Source organism: Streptomyces sp. CWNU-52B (genome assembly GCF_047444975.1).
Taxonomy (GTDB): Bacteria; Actinomycetota; Actinomycetes; order Streptomycetales; family Streptomycetaceae; genus Streptomyces.
The window spans coordinates 260,266-281,211 of the sequence record NZ_JBLFJV010000001.1 but is presented as its reverse complement, the minus strand read 5'-3'; the positions used below and the strand labels follow the sequence as shown (position 1 = coordinate 281,211).

At 71.3% G+C, this 20,946-nt stretch carries 19 protein-coding genes; 9 read left to right on the top strand and 10 right to left on the bottom strand.

Annotated features, from left to right (window positions below; translation table 11 throughout):
- Positions 1-9: 9 nt before the first annotated feature.
- Genes ACLVWQ_RS01185 through ACLVWQ_RS01175 form a run of 3 tightly spaced genes read right to left on the bottom strand, consistent with a single transcriptional unit; the run spans position 10 to position 4,578 of the window.
- Entirely contained in the window at positions 10-1,974 is a 1,965-nt protein-coding gene (locus tag ACLVWQ_RS01185; RefSeq protein ID WP_414106155.1) for a substrate-binding domain-containing protein, read from the bottom strand.
- Entirely contained in the window at positions 1,964-3,514 is a 1,551-nt protein-coding gene (locus ACLVWQ_RS01180) for a sugar ABC transporter ATP-binding protein (RefSeq protein WP_414106153.1), read from the bottom strand. Before ACLVWQ_RS01180 ends, ACLVWQ_RS01185 begins: the two co-directional genes overlap by 11 nt.
- Positions 3,511-4,578, bottom strand: a complete 1,068-nt coding sequence (locus tag ACLVWQ_RS01175; RefSeq protein ID WP_414106152.1) for a LacI family DNA-binding transcriptional regulator — start codon at positions 4,576-4,578, stop codon at positions 3,511-3,513. Before ACLVWQ_RS01175 ends, ACLVWQ_RS01180 begins: the two co-directional genes overlap by 4 nt.
- A 154-nt stretch (positions 4,579-4,732) precedes the next feature.
- Between ACLVWQ_RS01175 and ACLVWQ_RS01170 the strand changes: the two genes are divergently transcribed.
- The 4 genes from ACLVWQ_RS01170 to ACLVWQ_RS01155 all read left to right on the top strand — a co-directional run bounded on the left by ACLVWQ_RS01170 (position 4,733) and on the right by ACLVWQ_RS01155 (position 8,528).
- A complete protein-coding gene (locus ACLVWQ_RS01170; protein ID WP_414106151.1) occupies positions 4,733-4,876 on the top strand; it encodes a hypothetical protein in 144 nt (47 codons plus the stop codon).
- Positions 4,877-5,302: 426 nt separating this feature from the next.
- On the top strand, positions 5,303-5,926 hold the full coding sequence (locus ACLVWQ_RS01165) for a hypothetical protein (RefSeq protein WP_414106150.1): 624 nt from the start codon (positions 5,303-5,305) through the stop codon (positions 5,924-5,926).
- On the top strand, positions 5,893-7,623 hold the full coding sequence (locus ACLVWQ_RS01160; protein WP_414106149.1) for a PQQ-binding-like beta-propeller repeat protein: 1,731 nt from the start codon (positions 5,893-5,895) through the stop codon (positions 7,621-7,623). The genes ACLVWQ_RS01165 and ACLVWQ_RS01160 overlap by 34 nt, the downstream gene beginning before the upstream one ends.
- A 110-nt stretch (positions 7,624-7,733) precedes the next feature.
- Complete coding sequence (locus ACLVWQ_RS01155; protein WP_414106148.1) at positions 7,734-8,528, top strand: SAM-dependent methyltransferase; 795 nt, start codon at positions 7,734-7,736, stop codon at positions 8,526-8,528.
- A 161-nt stretch (positions 8,529-8,689) separates the two neighbouring features.
- Here the strand turns inward: ACLVWQ_RS01155 and ACLVWQ_RS01150 are convergent, their stop codons facing one another.
- The 4 genes from ACLVWQ_RS01150 to ACLVWQ_RS01135 all read right to left on the bottom strand — a co-directional run bounded on the left by ACLVWQ_RS01150 (position 8,690) and on the right by ACLVWQ_RS01135 (position 12,818).
- A complete protein-coding gene (locus tag ACLVWQ_RS01150; protein WP_414106147.1) occupies positions 8,690-10,045 on the bottom strand; it encodes a hypothetical protein in 1,356 nt (451 codons plus the stop codon).
- Between the two features lie 278 nt (positions 10,046-10,323).
- Positions 10,324-11,298: a cell wall protein gene (locus ACLVWQ_RS01145; RefSeq protein ID WP_414106146.1), complete on the bottom strand. Its 975-nt coding sequence runs from the start codon at positions 11,296-11,298 to the stop codon at positions 10,324-10,326.
- Between the two features lie 62 nt (positions 11,299-11,360).
- Positions 11,361-12,353: an ABC transporter ATP-binding protein gene (locus ACLVWQ_RS01140; protein WP_414106144.1), complete on the bottom strand. Its 993-nt coding sequence runs from the start codon at positions 12,351-12,353 to the stop codon at positions 11,361-11,363.
- Positions 12,354-12,422: 69 nt separating this feature from the next.
- Complete coding sequence (locus ACLVWQ_RS01135) at positions 12,423-12,818, bottom strand: GntR family transcriptional regulator (RefSeq protein ID WP_414106143.1); 396 nt, start codon at positions 12,816-12,818, stop codon at positions 12,423-12,425.
- Positions 12,819-13,055: 237 nt separating this feature from the next.
- Between ACLVWQ_RS01135 and ACLVWQ_RS01130 the strand changes: the two genes are divergently transcribed.
- Positions 13,056-14,678 (top strand): ArnT family glycosyltransferase, encoded by a 1,623-nt coding sequence (locus ACLVWQ_RS01130; protein WP_414106141.1) that lies wholly within the window; start codon positions 13,056-13,058, stop codon positions 14,676-14,678.
- A 65-nt stretch (positions 14,679-14,743) separates the two neighbouring features.
- Here ACLVWQ_RS01130 and ACLVWQ_RS01125 read toward each other — a convergent pair whose 3' ends face one another.
- From ACLVWQ_RS01125 to ACLVWQ_RS01115, 3 genes are all read right to left on the bottom strand, one after another.
- Positions 14,744-15,037: a hypothetical protein gene (locus tag ACLVWQ_RS01125; protein WP_414106140.1), complete on the bottom strand. Its 294-nt coding sequence runs from the start codon at positions 15,035-15,037 to the stop codon at positions 14,744-14,746.
- Between the two features lie 7 nt (positions 15,038-15,044).
- Complete coding sequence (locus tag ACLVWQ_RS01120; protein ID WP_414106139.1) at positions 15,045-15,647, bottom strand: nuclear transport factor 2 family protein; 603 nt, start codon at positions 15,645-15,647, stop codon at positions 15,045-15,047.
- 153 nt (positions 15,648-15,800) lie between these two features.
- Positions 15,801-16,679 (bottom strand): LysR family transcriptional regulator, encoded by an 879-nt coding sequence (locus ACLVWQ_RS01115; protein WP_414106138.1) that lies wholly within the window; start codon positions 16,677-16,679, stop codon positions 15,801-15,803.
- A gap of 95 nt (positions 16,680-16,774) precedes the next feature.
- Between ACLVWQ_RS01115 and ACLVWQ_RS01110 the strand changes: the two genes are divergently transcribed.
- The 4 genes from ACLVWQ_RS01110 to ACLVWQ_RS01095 all read left to right on the top strand — a co-directional run bounded on the left by ACLVWQ_RS01110 (position 16,775) and on the right by ACLVWQ_RS01095 (position 20,922).
- The gene (locus ACLVWQ_RS01110) at positions 16,775-17,092 is read left to right on the top strand and encodes a hypothetical protein (protein ID WP_414106137.1); all 318 of its coding nucleotides are present in this window, start codon (positions 16,775-16,777) and stop codon (positions 17,090-17,092) included.
- A 194-nt stretch (positions 17,093-17,286) separates the two neighbouring features.
- On the top strand, positions 17,287-17,409 hold the full coding sequence (locus tag ACLVWQ_RS01105; protein WP_414106136.1) for a hypothetical protein: 123 nt from the start codon (positions 17,287-17,289) through the stop codon (positions 17,407-17,409).
- 193 nt (positions 17,410-17,602) lie between these two features.
- On the top strand, positions 17,603-18,538 hold the full coding sequence (locus tag ACLVWQ_RS01100) for an SDR family oxidoreductase (RefSeq protein ID WP_414106135.1): 936 nt from the start codon (positions 17,603-17,605) through the stop codon (positions 18,536-18,538).
- Positions 18,539-18,621: 83 nt separating this feature from the next.
- Positions 18,622-20,922 (top strand): ATP-dependent RecD-like DNA helicase, encoded by a 2,301-nt coding sequence (locus tag ACLVWQ_RS01095; protein ID WP_414106134.1) that lies wholly within the window; start codon positions 18,622-18,624, stop codon positions 20,920-20,922.
- Positions 20,923-20,946 lie beyond the last annotated feature (24 nt).

Sequence of the window (20,946 nt, the reverse complement as noted above, 5' to 3'; positions counted from 1 at the left end):
GGGTCGGGCTCAGCCGGTGAAGCCCGCCACGTTCTTCGACGTGACCACCTTCACCGGGACCTTCACCGTCTGCTCGGTCTTCTTGCCGTCGGCGGCCCGCAGCGCGTTCTCCACCGCGATCCGCCCGAGTTCCTTGGGCTGCTGCGCCACGGAGGCGTACATCGTGCCCTCCTCGACCGCCTTCAGCCCGTCGGGCGTGCCGTCGAAGCCGATGACCTGCACGGACTTTCCGGCCTTGGCGCCCAGTGCCTTGAGCGCGCCGAGCGCCATCTCGTCGTTCTCGGCGAAGACGCCCTGGACGTCCGGGTGGGCCTGGAGCAGGTTCGTCATCACGTCCAGACCCTTCGTACGGTCGAAGTCCGCGGGCTGCCTGGCGACCACCTCGATGTCCGGGTAGGCCTTCAGGCCTTCCTCGAAGCCCGCGCCGCGCTCACGGCTCGCGGACGTGCCGGCCAGCCCCTGGAGGATGACGATGCGGCCCTTGCCGCCCAGCTTCTCGGCGAGCGCCTTGGCGCCCAGCCTGCCGCCCTCGACGTTGTCGGAGGCCACGAGCGCGGCCGTCTTCGCCTTGTTGACGCCCCGGTCGACACCGACGACGGGGATGTCGGACTTGTTGGCGGAGCGCACCGAGGGGCCCGCCGCGTCCGAGTCCACCGGGTTGACGACGATCGAGTCGACGCCCTCGCTGGTGAAGTTCTGCAGCTGGTTGGCCTGCTGCGAGGCGTCGTTCTGGGCGTCGGTGACGGTCAGGTCGGCCCCTTGCCGCTTCGCCTCCGCCTGCGCGCCCTCCTTGATCTGTACGAAGAAGGGGTTGTTCAGAGTGGACAAGGACAGGCCCACCTTCGGGTTCGCCGAGGAGGAGCCGTTGTTGAAGAGGGACAGGCCGCCCACGACCGCCGCCACGAGGACCACGGCGAGCGCGTACTTGACGGCCTGGGGCCCCTTGAGCCCCTTGAGGCCCCCCGCGCCACCGGCACCGGCCGTGACCGGGGTCGCCCCCGCCTTGCGCCGCACGGTGTCGAGCAGCACCGCGAGCGCGATGACCACACCGATGACGACCTGCTGCCAGAACGCCGACACGGACAGCAGGTTGAGCCCGTTGCGCAGCACCGCCAGGATCAGCGCGCCGATCAGCGTCCCGGACGCCTTGCCCGTACCGCCCGCGAGGGAGGCGCCGCCGATGACGACCGCGGCGATGGCGTCCAGCTCGTACCCCTGCGCGGCCTGGGGCTGCGCGGAGGACAGCCGGGAGGCGAGCACGATGCCCGCGGCGGCGGCGAAGAGCCCCGAGAGCGCGTAGATCACGAGCTTCTGCCGCTTCACCCGCAGCCCGGAGAGGCGGGCCGCCTCCTCGTTGCCGCCGATCGCGTACATGGAACGCCCGATGTACGTACGCCCCAGGATCAGCGCGGTGACGAGGCCCATCACGATCATCACGAGGACCGGGACCGGCAGCCAGCCGCCGAGTGTGTCACCCAGGTGCGAGACGGACTCGGGGAAGGCGATCGGGGAGCCCTGCGAGATCACCAGGGACAGCCCGCGGCCCACCGACAGCATGGCGAGCGTCGCGATGAACGGCGGCAGCTTCCCGTACGAGATCAGCACGCCGTTGACCAGGCCGCACGCTATGCCGGTGGCGACGGCGAGAAGCACCGCGATCCAGACCGGTACGCCCTGTGACGTGGCCGTCCAGGCGAGGACGGTGGCGGACAGGGCGGCGACGGAACCGACCGACAGGTCGATGCCCGCCGAGACGATCACGAAGGTCACACCGAAGGCGAGGATGGCGGTGACGGCCGCCTGGACGCCGATGTTGAGCAGGTTGTCCGTCGTCAGGAAGTCGCCGGACAGGGCCGACATCGCGATGACGAGGATGATGAGCGCGGTGAGCGCGCCGTTGTCGAGCAGGAGACGGCGCAGGCCGCCGGAGGCGCCACCGGCGCCCGTCGTGCTCTTGAGCGAGTCAGTGGCCACGGGAGTCCTCCACGGCGGAGTCGGATTCGGCGGTTGATGTGGTTGATGTGGGGGTGCTGACGGCGAGTGCCATCACGGAGTCCTGGGTGGCCTCGTCGGCGGAGAGTTCGCCGGCGATCCGGCCCTGGGCCATCACCAGCACCCGGTCGCTCATGCCGAGCACCTCGGGCAGATCGCTGGAGATCATCAGGACGGCGTGGCCGGCGGCCGTGAGTTCGTTGACCAGCTGGTAGATCTCGACCTTGGCGCCGACGTCGATACCGCGGGTCGGCTCGTCGAGGATCAGCACCTTTGTGTCGGCGAGCAGCCACTTGCCGATGACGACCTTCTGCTGGTTGCCGCCGGAGAGCGTACGCACGTGCTGGCCGAGCCCGGCCATCCGCACGCCGAGCTGTTCGGCGATCCGCGCGGCTGCGGTGTGCTGTCCCTTGAGGTCGACGAGCCCGCCGCGGGTGGCCGCCCGCAGGGTGACGAGCCCGAGGTTCTCCTCGACGGAGGCGTCCAGGAGCAGTCCCTGGCCCTTGCGGTCCTCGGGTACGAGCCCGATGCCGGCGGTCATGGCCGCGTTGACGTCGTGGCGGGGCAGCCGGGTGCCCGAGACGGCCACGGAGCCCTTGTCGTAGGGGTCGGCCCCGAAGACCGCCCGCACGACCTCGGTGCGGCCCGCGCCGACGAGCCCGGCGATGCCGACGACCTCACCGGCCCGCACCTCGAAGCTGACGTCGTGGAAGACACCGTCCCTGGTGAGCCCGTCCACGGTGAGCAGGGCGGTCCCGGCGTCGGTGCGCTCGCGCGGGTACTGCAACTCGATGGAGCGGCCCACCATCAGGCGTACGAGGTCGTCCTCGGGAGTGGAGGCGGGGACCTGGCCGACGCTCCTGCCGTCCCGGATGACCGTGACGCGGTCGCCCAGGGCGGCGATCTCCTCCAGGTGGTGGGTGATGAAGACGATGCCGACGCCGTCCTCGCGCAGCGTGCGCACGATCCGGAAGAGCTTGTCGACCTCCGTGGAGGTGAGCACCGCGGTCGGCTCGTCCATGATCAGGACGCGGGTGTCCAGGCTCAGCGCCTTCGCGATCTCGACCATCTGGAGGCGGGCGATGCCCAGTTCGCGTACCCGCGCGCGGGGGGACACGTCGACGCCGACGCGCTCCAGGAGTACGGAGGCGTCCTCCTCCATGCGCTTACGGTCGATCATCCCGAAGCGGCGCGGCTGGCGGCCCAGGAAGATGTTCTCGGCGACGGTGAGGTCGGGGACCAGGTTGAACTCCTGGTAGATGGTGGCGATCCCGAGGCGCGCGGCGTCCTGCGCGCCGTGGATGCGGACCGTCTCCCCGCCGACCACGATCTTCCCGGCGTCGGGCCGGTAGGCGCCGGACAGCATCTTGATGAGGGTGCTCTTGCCCGCGCCGTTCTCACCGAGCAGTACGTGCACCTCGCCGCGGCGCAGATCGAAGTCGACGCTGTCGAGGGCGACGACGCCGGGGAAGGTCTTGCGTATGCCTTCGATACGCAGCAACTCGTCCGGGCTGTTGCTCACGTGCTGCTCCTTCGCGTGGACCTTCGCGTGGACTGGACGGACTGGGGGGACTGCTGGGACTGCTGGGGGGACGGCGGCTCGCCGCACGAGCGGCGGACGACGAGCCGGGCGGGGAGGGTGACGGACCGCGGGGGCCGCCCCTCGATGCGGTCGACGAGGGCGCGTACGGCGGCGCGGCCCAGTTCCGGGGTGGGCTGGGCGATCGCCGTGATCGGCGGGTCGGTGTGCACGAACCACGGGATGTCGTCGAACGCGGCGAGCGCGATGTCGTCGGGCACGCGTAGTCCGCGCGCGCGGATGGCGTCCAGCGCGCCCAGGGCCATCAGGTTGTCGGCGGCGAAGACGACCTCGGGCGGTTCGGCCAGGTCGAGGAACTCCTCGGTGGCCCGCCGCCCGCTGGCCGCCTGGAAGTCGCCCTGGCCCGTGTAGGCGTCGGGCAGCGGGAGCCCGTACTCGCTCAGCGCGTCCCGGAAGGCGGCCACGCGCTCGCTGCCGGTGGTGGTGGCGGCCGGGCCCGCGATGATGGCGAGCCTGCGGTGGCCGAGGCGGTGGAGGTGGGCGACGAGGTCGCGCACGGCGGCGCGCCCGTCGGCCCGGACGACCGGCACGTCCACGCCCGGTGTCCACCGGTCGACGAAGACCATCGGGGTCCCCGTGCGGGCGGCGGCCAGTATCTGCGGGGAGCCGCCGTCGGTGGGGGAGACGAGAAGGCCGTCGATACGGCGGTCGAGGAGGGTACGGACGTGATGGTCCTGCAACTCGGGCCGCTCGTCGGCGTTGCCGATGATGACGCTGTACCCGAGGGCGCGGGCCTCCTCCTCGACGGAGCGGGCCAGCTCGGTGAAGTACGGGTTCAGCACGTCGCTGATGACCAGGCCGAAGGTGTGGGTCTGGTCGGTGCGCAGGGACCGGGCGACGGCGTTCGGCCGGTAGCCGAGGGTGTCGACGGCGGCCAGCACGTGGGCGCGGGCCGCCGGGCTGACGGAGGGGTGGCCGTTGAGCACCCGCGACACGGTGGCGACGGACACGCCTGCCTCGGCGGCGACGTCCTTGATGCTCGCCATCGACGCTCCACCTCCTTGTGGAATCGATTACACGCAACGCGATGAGAGCGATTGGAATCGATTACAGGGAGATGGGGCAACCCCTGAGACCGGATCGTGATGATCCGGTCCCGGGGGCGGCGGGGAGTCAGAGGAGGCGGGGGAGTCAGAGGAGGTGGTCGGCCTCCAGGACCTCGGCCGAGGACTGTTCCTCGTCGAGGCACTCGCGGACGACTGGGGCCGCTACCCGGTCACCGCCCGCTCCCGGACGGCCGGTTGGAAGGTGGCGTGGTTCGAACCGGCCGCCGTACGCGAGTGAGGTACCTCACCCAGGGGGCCGCTTCACCCGATCGCATGACCGGCCTGCCGTTTCGCCCCGGGCCGCACAGCGGATCCGCGACGCTCGCGGGGAACGTGCGACGAGCGTGCCGAGAGTGCGAACTGACGGTGGAGCGGGATGACCAGGCGGGCAGGAACAGGGCGGGGCCGGGGCCAGGGGGCAGGTGTGCGGCAGCATCCGCCCGTCGACCCTCGACAGGAACGGCTCCAGCGGTTCAGAAGAGTCGTCGCCAGCGCCTTCGCCCTCGTCCTCGCCCCCCTTCTCGTCGCGGTCGCCACCGGGTGGCTGTCACCGGGCGGCGGCGCCGACGGGAGCGCTGAGGACACCGCTGGTTCACCTGGTTCATCCGGTTCATCTGGTTCATCCAGTCCGTCCGGTTCGGACTTCGATGTCCTGCCGCAGCTCATGAACGAGGCCGGCTGCACAGCCTTCGCCCGCCCCCTCACCTCCCCCGAGGACCGCGCGGAGCTCAGTACGCAGTCCGACGCCGACGCCGTCGTCAAGCGGAACAACGGCGCCCGCGCCGCCGAACTGAACGTCGGCATCACCCTGCAGGGCGGCACCCGCGCGCTGACCGTCGAGTCGATCGACATCGAGCCCAGGACCGCCCGTCCGGCGCCGCCGCTCGACGGGGCCCTCATCTGCGAGCCCTCCGCAGGAGGCGCGTCGAAGATCGAGCTGCACGCCGACATGGACGCCGCGCAGCCGGTACTCCGCGGGAAGGGCTCAGACGGCTCGCCCCCGTACTTCCGCGACAACGCCATCACACTCGCCCCGGACGAACAGGTGCCGCTCCACGTGACCTTCACGGCCCGGCGGGGCTACCGCGCGTTCGGGCTGGTCATCCGCTACACGATCGCGGGCCGGAGCGAGAAGCGCGTCGTACCCGGGCCCGAGGGCGGCCGGTGGGCGGTGACCGCCCTCAACAAGACGTACGGAACCGTCTACGAGGGCACCGTCGGCGGCCCGTTCCAGCTCTCCACGGAGGCGGACCAGTGCGGACGTGCACCGAAGCCGGTGGGCTGCTGATGCGCCGCCCTGCCGCCCGCGCCGCCGGAGCGCTCGCCCTCTTCGCCCCGCTCCTCGTCCTCGCGGCGTGCACGGGGAGCGGCGATCGAGGCGGGGCCGGGGGTGCCGAGGACCGGAAAGCCCTGTCGGCGGCGCGCGCGGACGCGTTCGAGACCGCCTGGTCGTACTCGGTCCGCGGTGAGCCGGGGGAGCCGACCGTGACGGACGACGTGGTGCTCGCCCCGCACGGCCACATGATCGACGTCCGCGACGCGCGCACGGGCGAGAACCGCCGTACCGTGCGCGCCGCCGACCCGGCGGACCGGATCGTGAGCGCCGGCCTCACCGGTGAGGTGATCGTGGCCGGTGTCGAACGCGGCTCCTACGCGACCCTGCGGGGCTTCGGCCTGCGTACCGGCAGGCAGTTGTGGTCGGAACCGTACTGGGAGAGGACGGCCGCGATCGTCCAGCCGGGGGACGAGCGGGAGCTGCCCGTCCTCGGACCGGTCGTCGTCAACGAGCGCGGCATCGTCGTCCACGCGCACGACGGGCGCACCGTCGGCCTGGACCCCGGGACCGGGCGGCCCGTCTGGCAGAGGCAGCCGGAATGTGACAGCGCGCCCTACACGGACCCCGCCACCGCCCGCATCCATACGGTCGCCGCCACCGGCCGTTACCTGATCACGCTCTGCTCGGGTGGCCCGCGGACCGTGCTCAAGGCCGTCGACCCGCGCGACGGCGACCGCGTCTGGCAGGAGGACCTGGCGAGCCTCGGCGGTCGTACGACCTTCTCCACGGCCGAGGACGTCATCGGCGTGCAATCCCAGGACGCCGGTATCCGCAAGGCGTCCTTCACCCTCCTCGACGAGTCCGGTCACCGGCTGGGCGGCGGCACCGTGCAGGACCCGGCGGGTGACAGCCGGACCGTGGGCCGGGTCGGCGACACGGTGTACTTCCACGACGGGCGGCAGCTTCGAGCGGTCGGGGCGGCCGACGGATCCCCGCTGTGGCACCAGGACGCTCCCGGCGACCTCGTGGTGAGCGACCGGGCCGTCATCTCGAACGGCGAGGCCCTCACACCCGAGCGCGTGCAACGTACGGGCGTGAGCGTGGTCCTCGACCTGTCCGGCAAGCGACGGGTCATGCTGCCCTGGCCGCTCCGCGGCGAACTCGTCGGGCTGAGCGGCGAGTTCCCGGTCATCCGCAGCCGGGAGGAGAACGGCGCCCGCTACACGGCGCTGCGCCTGGCACACCAGGGCCTGGCGGAACCCGCCCTGGGAGGGGTGCCGGCGTCGGACTGGCCGGACGCCTGCTCGCTGCTCTCCGCCGAACAGCTCGACGGGCTGGGCGAGGGCTATCTCCGGCTACCGGTCGACACGAGCCGCACCGCCTTCGGCGTCAGGCTGCCGCACGCGACGGAGTGCCGGTTCGCCACCGGGTCGGGGTCCGCCAAGGACATCTTCCAGATCACCGTACGGTGGGTGGCCGCCGACGCCGACGCGGCCCGGAGGATCGCCGCGAGCGACCTCCCGTGGGACACCGGGGCGGAGCGGCTGGACCGCGGCGCGCATCTCGTCCCGGACGCATCCGGAGGCAGCCGACTCATGGGTGAGACCGCCATGGTGGCCTCCGGCCGCGCCGTCCTCGGGATCAGCGCGCCGAAGAACGCGGGACTGGTCCGTACGATCGCCCTGCTGCTCTCCGGCAACTCCGGGTAACTTGCGGTAACTCCGGCAACGGCGGGCGCTCGCACACTGGTTGATATGGGAAGCTGTCGTCAACCGTGCGCAGGCGGAGTGGCCGTGGCGGTGGTCGAGAGGAGCGCAGTGTGAGCCAGGACGGCGTCCGTGCCGAGATAGACACCAGCAAGCCGCACCCCGCGCGGATCTACGACTACCTGCTGGGCGGCAAGGACAACTACGAGGTGGACCAGCGGGCCGCCGACGCACTCGCCGCTGTCGCGCCCGAGGTGTGGATCGGCGTGCGGGCCAACCGCGCCTTCCTGCAGCGTGCCGTCCGGCACATCGTGGGCAGCGGCGTCCGCCAGATCCTCGACATCGGCACCGGGCTGCCCACCTCACCGAACGTGCACGAGATCGCCCAGGAGGTGGCCCCGGACGTGCGGGTCGCGTACGTCGACAACGACCCGATCGTGAAGACGCACGCCGACGCGCTGCTCAGCCGCTCCGGCGCGACCAGCATCGTGCTCGCCGACTTGCGCGACCCGCGGTCCATCCTGGACCACCCCGACGTCCGCCGGGTCATCGACTTCGACCAGCCGGTCGCGGTGCTCCTGGTGGCGATCTTCCACTTCGTCACCGACGCGGAGAACCCCGGGCAGATCGTCGCCACCCTGCGTGACGCGCTGCCGAAGGGCAGCTTCCTGGTGCTTTCGCACGCCACGGGCGACTTCGCCGACCGCACGGACGCCCAGGCCGTCTACAAGAACGCGACCGCCACCATGAACCTGCGGTCCCGCGCCGAGGTCGAGCGCCTCTTCGACGGCTTCGAACTGATCGAACCCGGCCTGGCCCAGGTCCCGTTCTGGCGCCCGGACACCACGCCGCCGCCCCGGTCCGGCGAGATCGGCTTCTACGGAGGCGTGGGCCGCAAGACCGGCTGAACCGCCGTCTGCGGCGCGCCGGGGTCGCGCATCAGCGATCACGCACCGGACAGACACAGATAGATGGATGGATAGATAGACGGGCACCTCCGGCCGGCTGATCGGCAGTCGAGCGATCAGCCGGCCGAAGGGACCTGTTCTGGAAGAGACCTGGACCTGTTCTAGTAGGCGCCGCCGCCGTAGCTGTACCCGTCGGAGACGTCCGGGTACATCGACGACGAGCGGTGGCGCGACTGGCTGGCCATGCGCCGGCGCGACTGATTGCGCCGGGACCGCGACCGGGACCGGCCCGGCCGCTCCTCTTCGTAGCCGTCGTCGTGGCCGCCGTAGCTGTACGCGTCGCTGATGTCGGGGGCGATGGAGGAGGCGCGGGTGCGTGACCGGCTGGCCATGCGGCGCCGTGACTGGCTGCGCTGCCGCGACCGGCCCGGCCGCTCGTCGTCGTAACCGCCGCCGTCGAAGCTGGTCGCGAAGTCCGCCCCGTCGAACGTCTCGCCGCGGGCCAGCAGGTTCAGCTGCTCCCGCTGGCTCACCCTGCCCCGGGAACGGCTGCGCCGACGGGACGGATCACGCTGACGGTAGGACGTGTCCAGCTCCTGAGGGCTGGCGCTGCGGTCGCTGCCGAGGTCCGGGTAACTGGTCAGCGACTCGAAGTCGTTGGTCCGCCCGGAGCGCAGCCGGTACGAGCGGGCACCGTGCCTCCGCATCGTGGCGTCCTGCTCGTGCTCGTCCGGGTAGCGACCGGTGCGGGCGACCCGGCGTCCCGCTTCGAGTTCGGCCCGCTCGTAGTTCATCAGCGGCCGTGTCCTGCGCACCTGGCCGCTGCTGTCGAAGTACGGCGCGCTGCCCCGGCCGCTGCGGAGCATGTGGTTGTAGCTGTCGTCGGACTGCTCGACGGCCGCGGTGCGCGGCGCGTTGCGGAATCCGGGCTGATGGGCGTACCCCATCATGTTCATGTGCATGGCGTTGGCCGGGTTGTTGTGCATCTCCAGCGCTTCGGTCTGCGCGTCGCGGTACTGCCGCTGCGTCATACCGGTCGTACCGATGCGGTCCCGGCGGCGTGTGCCGGTGCCGTCGTGGGCCCGGTGGTCGTCATAGCCCTCGTAGTAGGCCGGGAGGTCGTTCTCCACGGCTCGGGCGTGGGCGCCGACCGCTCCCGCCTGGCCACGGGGCACCCGGGTACGGGCACGGGGGGCGGCGGCGGAGTAGAGGATCGGGTGCTCGGCCTGGTGCGTGCTGTTGCCGTCGATCACCGAGTCCCACTCGTCCTCCAGACGGCGCCGCTCGCGGTTGCGGCCGCGGTAGGTGCCGTCGTCGTACCCTCCGGCGCGCTGGATCGTCAGCGGGGCGTTGCTGTTCGACCCGGAGAGGCTGCGGGCGACGGCCGCGTTGCCCGCGAGCCGCTGGAGGTTCAGGATCGAAGTCGCCCCGGACGAAGCAGCGTCGGCGTTTTGGCGGGGGAGGGGGCGGGAAGATGTCCCCCTACGCGTCCGGGCCGGGTCTTCGCGTGCGTACATCGCTGGCTCCCTGGGTTGTGCAGGCTCTGATCGAGCAAATTGAACACGCTACGGGAGTGCGACGAGGCGGCACCAGGGCCTCGGGGGCACAAGTGGCGTCCTCACGGGCAGAGTTGAGGCGGTCCGATCGACCACCGGGCCACCCTGGACGTCCGGCGAGATCGGCTGCTACGGAGGCGTGACCCGCAGGACGGACCGAGCGAGCCGACGAGGCCGCTTGCGGGGATGCCCGCGAGGACGTGCGCAGGGGCGTGCGCGAGGTCGCTGAACGGCGCCTGCTACTGCGTCGTGATGCGACGCACCCACCACAGACACAGAGCGACGAGCAGCGCCGCCGCGCCCAGACAGATCCCTGTCTCCATCCACTGCAGAGGCAGGAACTGGGACGGGCGCAGGTCACGGCTGTAGGAGCCCGTGATCCCCTGGCAGCGCGCGTACTCCTCCCAGGATTCGCCCTCACACGGAATGCTCTTCGGGGTGGTGAAGAGGCTGCCGTCGGAGCGTACGAAACCCTGACCGAGATGCCAGCCGTTGACCAACGGCTCCGGGGTGGCCGGGTCCGCGTGGCGTCTGATCGTCGCGGGCAGGAGGTGGGGACGTACCCGGTCCAGGGCGAGCTGCAGACCGGCCACGACGGCGGCGGAGACGGCCACCGCGGGCAGCAGACGGCGCAGCAGCAGGCCGACGGCCGCGCCGGCCGCCAGAGCGAGCAGGAGGTGCGCGATGCCTGCCGGTCCGGTGTAGGGGAGGTAGGACCAGTCGGTCTGCGGCGTGGCGGCGCGCCATGCCGCCCCGGTGTCGCCGTCGCCGGCGCGGCCGGCCCGGATGCTGTGCCACCACCAGGTGACCGGCACGGTGAGCAGCAGGGCGCCGAGGGAGACCACCAGACCGGCGGTGGCCAGCTTCGTGGCGATCCACCGCTGACGGCTCCACGACTGCGTCCAGGCCAGCCGGTGGGTACCGCTCTCCAGGTCCTGGGCGAACAAGGGGGCGCCGAGGAAGACGCCGATCACCGGCGGCAGCCAGCGCAGCGCCGTGTGCGCCTGGTCCTGGACGAACCGAGCGCCGCCCGGTACCTCCTCGCCCGGATGACACCCGTCGTTGCGGGTGCACGTCTCGCCGTAGACGCGGATGTCGGTGACGAGTACGTGATGCTGCCACACCGCCCATGCCCCGGCGGCGCAGGCCAGGGCGAGCAACAGGAGGTAGGCCGCGCGGTGTTGCCGCCAGGTCGGCCAGATGAGTCCCGTCACCGTCGCTGCCCTCGTGTCTGCGTCGGCCCCTGCCCCTGCCGCTGCCTGTGTGGGTGTGGGTGTCATGGCCGGGCCGTCTCGTCGGGGGCGAGCAGGGGTGGCGCCTCGGGGTTGCGGAGGTAGGCCAGCAGGATCTCGTCCAGGGCGGGCGGGGCGGTGGTCGCGGCGCCGTCCGCCCCGGTGGCGAACCGGAGGAGCGCGGTGAGCCGGCGACCGGTGGTGCGGCTCTCGATCACCGTGCCGTTCCGCAACGAGGGCGGCAGGGCGGTGCTGTCGCCGTCGCCGTCGCCGTCGAGGGGGTGGGTGTGGGTGTGGGTGACGAGGGTGTGGGCGGCCTGCACGAAGTCGGTGTCGTCGGCGAGCAGGATGCGCCCGTGCGCCATGAGGACCACGTAGTCGCAGATCAGGTGCAGCTCGGCGAGGATGTGCGACGACATGACGATGGTGGTGCCGTACCGGGCAGCCGACGTCATCAGTGCGGCCGTCATGGCGTGCCGGCGCAGTGGGTCGAGGTCGGCCATCGGTTCGTCCAGGAGAAGCAGGTCAGGACGCTTGCCCAGGGTGAGGGCGAGAGCGACACAACTGCGCTGTCCCCCGGAGAGCCGGCCCACTCTGGCGCGCGGCGGGACGTCCGCCTCGGCGATGACCGAAGCGGCCAGTTCCTGGTCCCAGCCGGGGTTGAGCAGGCGGCCCAGCCGCAGCGTCTCCGCGACGGTGAAGCCCTTGTGCAGTGGCCGGTCCTGGAGCAGTACGCCGACCCGGGGCAGCACCGCGTGGTCGCCCGGCGCGTGACCGAGTACGCGGATCGTGCCCTCCGTGGGCCGGCGTAGCCCGGCGGCGACGGCGAGCAACGAGCTCTTGCCGTCGCCGTTGGGGCCCACGAGCGCGGCGACGCGCCCGCGCGGTACGCGGAAGTCCGCGTTGCGCAGCGTCCACTCACGCCCGTGCCGGATGCCCAACCCCGCTGCCTCGACGGCAAGTTCGGCAGCGTCGGTGAGGTCAGTGGGATCGGTGGGGTCGGTGGGGTGTCGATCGGGTGAAGGCGGTGAGGGCATCGTTCCTCGGTGTGCGTGCCGTGCCGTGCCGTGCCGTGCTGTGTCGTGCCTTGACGTGCCGTGCCGTGGTCAGTGCTTCGCGGCGGGCCGAGGGAAGAACGTGTCGAGTTCGGCGGCCAGCAGTGCGGCCACATCCTCGCGGTCGAGATCGGCCGCCCGTGCCGATGCCATCCACACCCGCAGGCTGTCGCGGAGCGGTGAGCCGGAGGCGGTGCCGGGCTGGGCGAGCGAGGCGCGTACGTACGTTCCGCGGCCCTGGCGGGTGTCGACCAGGCCCTCGCGCTCCAGCTCGCGGTAGGCCTTCAGGACGGTGTTCGGGTTGATGGCCGTCGCCGCCACTACCTCTGAGGCCGACGGCAGCTTGTCCCCGGGCAGGAGCTGGCCCAGCCGCAGTGCCTGCTTCGCCTGCTGGACGATCTGCTGGTAGGGGGCCACTCCGGTGTTCCGTTCGATTCGAAAGTCCACCACTCCACTATGTCACCCAGTGGTCCGGTGGCCGGGGCCACCGAGCCACCGGCTGGGTCCGGACGAGGCAGGTCCACAGAACAGGCCCCACTTTCACCTCATCGAAAGGTCGTTGTTGACAGCTCTCTCGGTCGACTCTAATACTCAGTCCACTAAGTATCTAGTGGACTGAGGGTGGCGAGTGGAGACCAGCGCTGACCAGTGCTGTCCAGCGCTGCCCGTCATGAGGAGTCGTCGATGCCGACCGTCTTCACGGATCTCCATCGCCCGGCGCGGAGCGGCGCGTCCGTCACGGTGGCGGCGCGCGCTCCACGGACGACGCGGTCGCCGGCACGCCCGCGGGACAGCCCACTGCTCCTCGTCGCCTGCCTGTCCCTCCTGGCGGCCCTGGTACGCCTGCCCTCGTTCGCCCGTCCCTTCTGGAGCCCGGACGAGGGGTACCTGAGCACCCAGGCGGCGATGCTCCGCGACGGCGGACGGCTGTACGTGGACGTCGTGGACCGCAAGCCGCCGCTCCTGCCCTGGCTGTACGAGGCGTGCCTGGCGCTGGCGGGGGACCATGCCCTGTTCCTCGTACGCGTCCTCGCGGTGGGCGCGCTGAGTCTCACCGCCGTGTACACCGCACGGCTCGCCGGGCGGTTGCTCGGTCCCTGGGCCGCGCTGCCCGCGGGCGTGCTGACCGTCGCCGCCTCGGCTGCCCTGCCGGCGCCGGACGCGATGGCGGCGACCTTCGAGATCTTCATGCTGCCCGCGACCGCGGCCGCGGTGTACTACGGAGTCAAGGGCCGGTGGCTCACCGCCGGCCTGGCCGTGGCCGTCGCCGCGCTGACCAAGCAGGTCGGCCTGGCCGTGCTGCTGCCGCTGGCCTTCATGGCGCTCACCGGAGCCGGCAGACGACGCGGCGCGGTGCGGCTCGCGGTGGGCACGGCCCTGCCGCTCCTGGGCTGCGCCGCGCTGCTCGGCTGGCGCCCTTTCGCCTTCTGGGTGCTGTTCTCGTCAGGCTCCTACGCGACATCGCCCCCGGGATGGGGAGAGGTGCTGGGCCATGCGACCGGCAACCTCGGCCACCTCATGACGGCGTTCGCCGGCTGTGCCGCGCTCGTGCTGCTGCCGAGGGCGAATCGCGGCACGCCACCGCGCCCCTCGCAGGTCCGCGCCACCGCTCCCGCTCCTGCCACCTCTCCGGCCCCCGCCCCTGCCGCGGACCGCGTCCTCGTCGTGTGGCTGGTGGCCTCGGCGGCGGGGGTCTCGGTGGGCTGGCACTACTACGGGCACTACTTCCTCCAACTCGTCCCGCCACTGGCACTGCTGGCGCTGCGCGGAGTCGACCGGTTCGGCCGGACCGTCCGGACCGGCCGCCCCCGCGCGAGTGTCCTCGTCACGCTGTCCGCGCTGATGGTGGCCGCGGGCTGGACAACGGCGGCCTTCCGCGCCGAAGAGCCGGACATGGCCAAGTCGCTGGCCGTGGCCCGCGTGGTGCGTGACCTCACCGAACCGGGGCAGCCCGTCTTCGCCTGGAGCATGCATCCGGAGGTGTACTGGCAGGCGGAACGCCCGCCGGCCAGCCGCTACCTCACCGCCGGCCTGCTCACCAACTACAGCGGCGGCGGCGATCCGCACACCGTCGGCCGGACTCACGCCGTCCCCGGCACCTGGCCCGTCCTCCTCCGCGAACTGGCCGCCACCCCTCCCTGCGCCGTCGTCGACGACTCCGCCGGCACCCCCTACGACCTGACCCACTACCCCGAACTGCACCGCCTGCTGACCGACGGATACCGGCTGGAGACGACGGTCGACGGAGCACGCGTCTACCGGCGCCACAACGCGACGGACAACGGCTGCGGCCCGGCGACCTCCTGACAGCGGCGGGCCGTTGCATCCCGGGGCCGCCTTCGCCGCGATGCCCCACGATGCTCCGCGACGCCTCAGAACCCGGCCATGGACTTGTCGAGCACGCCGCCCATCGCGCCGTAGACGCTGCAGCGGACAGAGTGCCTGGCCCTGCGGCGGAGCCCGAACCCCACGATGAACGACAACACGAAGAGCCCGCCGAGGGCCACCGCCACGACCGGGGCGTAGACGAAGTACACGAAGCACGCGACGCCGGCCCAGACCAGGAGCGGCAGGAGAGAGCCACGCAACACCGCCCACAACGTGACCCGTTCGGGGGCTGTCGGCAGGGTCCGCTGGTGCCACACCTCTATGTGGTTCCTGGTCACGCAGTTCTCACGGCGCATGACGCTCGCCCGCCGCGGGCTTGGTGCCCGCGTAGGAGTCCATGCCGATGAAGAAGTGGCTGAACCGCCAGCAGCCGTCGTGCTCGCGGCGCAGGCGGGCGGTGTAGAGCACGCTGGCGCCCAGGCTCAGGCCGTTCGCGGCGACGGTGACGACGCTGAAGGCCAGCGCCGAGGCGGTGCCCGCGGCGAGGTCCAGTTCGTCGACCACGACGTTGCTGATCACGTGCCGCCGTTGGTCGCCCTGTTCGGCGACGATTCGGGTGAGCCGGTCGAAGAGCTCGGTCCGGCCGTGGAACCGGGTGAAGGGCTCGGCCTGGCCCTGGGCGACCTCGAAGACGGTGTCCTCGGTGAAGCACGACACCACGACGTCGATACGGGCCTCGTCGTGCGCGATACCGAACCGGTAGAAGGCGTCAGCGATTTGGGCACGCGAGGCAAGCGCCTCCGGACCGAAATCGGCCTGCTCCAGGGGGCGCATGTCGACCTTCCCCTGACGGTGGGCCCACGCCTGGAGGGGCAGGGTGGGGGCAGAGTGCCCGGTCTGCTCCTGCTGATGTCCCTGCTGACGCCCCTGTTGGTGCTTCTCGCTCATGCGGGCCTCGATCGTCCTCGGGTGGCGTGCCGCCGATTGCGTACGCCGCCGGTCGCCTACGCCACTGACACGATAAGTGTCGACACTTAGCGACGTCAATCAAGGGCCAGCGACCGATTCAGCAGGAAACGCGGCCATGCCGACGGTGTGGGCTCAACTCTGTGTCGACTCCACCGCGGAGGCGACGAAGTCGGCGACCAGTCGCCGCCGGTCCTCCTGCCCCCAGGCGAGGACCAGTTCACTGCGCGGCGCGTCCGCCACCGGGACGTGGACGAGCCCGGGATGCCGCGGTCGGGCCAGCGAACGCGGCAGCACCGCGATCGTCCGCCCCAGCAGGACCATGTGCGTCAGCTCGGCACCGTCGGCGATCTCGGGACCGGTCTCCGAGCCGAACTCGGCGACGGGCTCGAAGCCGGGCACCCCGTTGCCGCGTACGCCCTTCCAGTGCGGCAGCGGCTCGCCGGCCAGATCGGCGAGCGTCACCTCGCTGCGGCCGGCGAGCCGGTGGCCCACCGGGAGGACCGCCACCCGGCCCTCGACCACCAGGGTCTCGTGATCCAGCCCTGTCAGGTCGTCGAAAGGCACGTACAACAACGCCACGTCCGCCCGGCCGTCGCGCACATGATCGGCTCGGTCGGTGGATCCGCCGAACAGGATGTCCACCTGGCGGGCGCCGGGCCGGTGGGAGTAGGCGGCGAGGATGCCGGACAGCAGATCCGCGTCCCCGCCGGGCTTGATCACCAGGCGCAGCCGGGTCTCCCGCTCACCCGCCCGGCGGGCCTTCTCGGCCGCGGCCCCGACAGCGAGCAGCGCGTGCCGGCCGTGGTACTTCAGCGACTCCCCGGCGGCCGTGAGGGCGACATGTCGGCTGGAGCGCTCCACCAGCACCACCCCGAGCCGGTCCTCCAGTCGCCGCACCGCCTTGGACAGGGCGGGTTGCGCGATCCCCAGCCGCCGCGCCGCCCGGCCGAAATGCAGCTCCTCGGCGAGCGCGGCGAAGTACTCCAGCTCGCGGGTCTCCAGCTCGGCCATGCCGCCAGAATACCGTGCCGATCCATTCCCCATCGGAATGAATCAAGAACTTCCCGGCCTTGGACTTGACGGAGAACCCCCAGTTCAATCGAGGCATGATTCACCACACGATGATCGTTGCCTTCGACGAACCGATTCCCTCGGACGAGCTCGACGAGTACCTGAAGGGCCTTGAAGAACTGACCATGGACACCGGCGCCTTCCAGTTCTTCGCCGCCCGCCACCACCTCCCCGTCCCCGCCGACGACCACGCCCCGGTGGCCGTCGCGTCCGCGGTCGTCCAGTTCGGCTTGGCCGACCTCGACGCCCTCGGCGCGGCCTTCGCCCTCCCCGGCGTCGGCGAGTTCATCGCAGGCTGGCAGGCCCGCCGCCCGTACAAGGCGATCTGGGTCAACCACGAGCCCCTGGCCTGACCCGGGAGGCCGGAGGTAGGACAGGTGATGCCCCCAGGGCATCACCACGGTCGAAACAGGTCTTGGACGCCTGCTCGGCGCGATGACAGCCTGAACAAGAACCCGATGACCCGATGACCCGATGACTCGAAATGAATTCGGCGATTCGTGAATTGGTTCAGGTTTCTGTCCGGCTCCGGAAAGCAGGCACCCACATGAGCAGCGTCAGCATTGTCGGCCCGGGGAACACAGCCCGCGCTCTGGCCGACCGGACGCTCGCCGGCGCCCCGGCCGGGACGGCAGACACCGCCCCGGCCGGGGCCGTCGTCGTACCGTAGGCAGGCGCGGACGCTGGACACCGGCCTGCTGATACTGGGCCTCGTCGCCCATTCCGTGAAGCACGCCGACTTCTCTCTCGGCGTCGGAATTCTCAGCCGAGCGCACCGGCATCAGCCCCAGCATCTCCATTTCCCACGCCACGTCATTCAATTCTCATGCCACATGATTCAAAAGGACACGAGGAGCAGCAGCATGCGCGTTTTCGTCACCGGCGGGACGGGCCATTCCGGTTCGTACATAATCCCCGAGCTGATCGCGGCGGGGCACGAGGTCACCGGCCTGGCCCGGTCGGACACGGCCGCGGCGGCGGTGTCCGCGCTCGGCGCGAAGGTGCGGCGCGGAAGCCTGGAGGATCTCGACGGGCTCAAGGCGGCGGCCGCGGAGTCCGACGGCGTCGTCCATGTCGCGCACCGGCAGGACCTGCTGCCGTCCGGTGGGCTCGACGCCGTGGCCGCCGCGGAACTGCCGATCATGCTCGCGTACGGCGAGGCACTCGCGGAAACCGGCAAGCCGCTGGTCGTGGCGGGGAGTATCGGCTCGCCCGGGAACCTGGGACGGCCGGTCACCGAGGAGGACCCGGCCCTTCCCGGCGGCGACGAGCACAAGGGCACCCTGCGGGTGCGCAACGTCGTGGAGACCGCCGTGATCGGCCTCGCCGAGCGGGGAGTGCGGTCCTCGGTCGTGCGGATCGCCAACATCGCGCACAGCACGACCGATCGAGCCGGTTTCCTCGTGCAGCTGATCGCGCTCGCGAAGGAGAAGGGCTACGTCGGCTACCCCGGCGACGGCACGAACCTGTGGAACGCCGTGCACGCCCGCGACGTCGCCTCCTTGTTCCGCCTGGCGCTGGAGGAGGGCCCCGCCGGCAAAAACTGGCATGCGGTCGCGGACGGGGCCATTCCGCTCCGTGAGATCGCCGAGGCCATCGGCAGCCGTCTGGGCCTGCCCGTCGTGAGCGTTCCCGCGGACGTACTGATGGTGCCGGGATACTTCGGGTTCCTCGCGAACATCGTCACGCAGACCTACCCGGCGTCCCACGACATCACCCGCAGGACCCTCGGCTGGGAACCCGCTCAGCCCGGCCTGCTCGCCGGCTTGGACAACGGCCACTACTTCGCCGCCGGCTGAGCGCAGGGACCGCCGGAGCGGTCCGGCGTCCTCCGGTCCGTGGACCGGCTCGCGGTGTCACACCCGGGCGGTAGCGTCGGACCATGTCCGATCAGGCGGGGATGCGAGCGGGGACGCGGGTGGGCACGCAGGCTGGGAGTGGGAGCGGGGAGCGGAACCTGGCCGTTCTGGAAGGTGTGCTGGAGCGGATCACGTACGCCAACGAGGAGAACGGATACACGGTCGCCCGGGTCGACACCGGGCGCGGTGGCGGTGATCTCCTCACGGTCGTCGGCGCGCTGCTCGGTGCCCAGGTGGGCGAGTCGCTGCGGATGGAGGGCCGTTGGGGTTCCCATCAGCAGTACGGGAAGCAGTTCACCGTCGAGAACTACACGACGGTGCTGCCCGCCACGGTGCAGGGCATCCGGCGCTATCTCGGTTCCGGGCTGGTCAAGGGCATCGGGCCCGTCTTCGCCGACCGCATCACCCAGCACTTCGGTCTTGACACCCTGGACATCATCGAGGAGGAGCCGAAGCGGCTCATCGAGGTCCCCGGGCTCGGTCCCAAGCGCACCAAGAAAATCGCCGAGGCCTGGGAGGAGCAGAAGGCGATCAAGGAGGTCATGCTCTTCCTCCAGACCGTCGAGGTGTCCACGTCCATCGCGGTGCGCATCTACAAGAAGTACGGGGACGCGTCGATCTCGGTCGTCAAGAACCAGCCCTACCGCCTCGCGTCCGACGTCTGGGGCATCGGCTTCCTCACCGCCGACAAGATCGCCCAGTCCGTGGGCATCCCGCACGACAGCCCCGAGCGGGTGAAGGCCGGTCTGCAGTACGCCCTTTCGCAGTCCAGCGACCAGGGCCACTGCTTCCTCCCGGAGGAGCGGCTGATCGCCGACGCGGTGAAGCTGCTCCAGGTGGACACGGGCCTGGTCATCGAGTGCCTGGCGGAGCTGGCCGCCCCGGGCGAGGACGGTGCGGAGCCCGGGGTCGTCCGGGAGCGGGTGCCGGGGACGGACGGCGGTGAACCCGTGACCGCCATCTACCTCGTCCCCTTCCACCGGGCCGAACTCTCCCTGTCTGCACAGCTGCTGCGGCTCCTGCGCACCGACCAGGACCGGATGCCCGCCTTCCGGGACGTGACCTGGGACAAGGCGCTGGCCTGGCTGAAGGGGCGTACGGGGACCGAGCTGGCGCCCGAGCAGGAGCAGGCGGTCCGGCTCGCCCTCACCGAGAAGGTCGCCGTGCTCACGGGCGGGCCCGGCTGCGGCAAGTCCTTCACGGTCCGCTCGATCGTGGAGCTGGCCCGTGCGAAGAAGGCGAAGGTGGTGCTGGCGGCGCCGACCGGACGGGCCGCCAAGCGGCTCGCCGAGCTGACCGGCGCGGAGGCGTCGACCGTGCACCGGCTCCTGGAGCTGAGGCCGGGCGGCGACGCGGCGTACGACAAGGACCGTCCGCTCGACGCCGACCTGGTGGTCGTGGACGAGGCGTCGATGCTGGACCTGCTGCTCGCCAACAAGCTGGTCAAGGCGGTGCCCCCGGGCGCGCACCTGCTCTTCGTGGGGGACGTCGACCAGTTGCCCAGTGTGGGCGCGGGCGAGGTGCTGCGCGACCTGCTCGCCGAGCGCGGCCCCGTCCCCGCGGTGCGGCTCACCCGGGTCTTCCGGCAGGCCCAGCAGTCGGGCGTGGTGACCAACGCCCACCGGATCAACGCGGGACAGCACCCGGTCACCGACCAGCTCAAGGACTTCTTCCTCTTCGTCGAGGACGACACGGAGGAGGCGGGGCGGCTCACGGTGGATGTGGCGGCGCGACGGATTCCGGCCAAGTTCGGGCTCGACCCCCGCCGTGACGTACAGGTGCTGGCCCCGATGCACCGCGGCCCGGCGGGTGCGGCGGCGCTCAACGGTCTGCTCCAGCAGGCCGTCACCCCGGCCCGGCCCGACCTGCCCGAGAAGCGTTTCGGCGGTCGGGTCTTCCGGGTGGGCGACAAGGTCACCCAGATCCGCAACAACTACGAGAAGGGCGAGAACGGTGTCTTCAACGGCACCGTGGGAGTGGTGACCTCGCTCAACCTCGACGACCAGCGCCTCACGGTCCTGACGGACGAGGACGAGGAGGTCCCGTACGACTTCGACGAACTCGACGAGCTGGCGCACGCGTACGCGGTGACGATCCACCGCTCGCAGGGGAGCGAGTACCCCGCCGTCGTCATCCCGGTGACCACGGGGGCCTGGATGATGCTCCAGCGCAACCTCCTCTACACGGCGGTCACCCGGGCGAAGAAGCTGGTGGTGCTGGTCGGTTCGAGAAAGGCCATCGGCCAGGCGGTGCGCACGGTGTCCGCCGGCCGCCGCTGCACGGCACTGGCCTTCCGCCTGTCCGGCAGCCGCCCCACGGAGTGACCCGCCGACCGAGGCCGTATACGT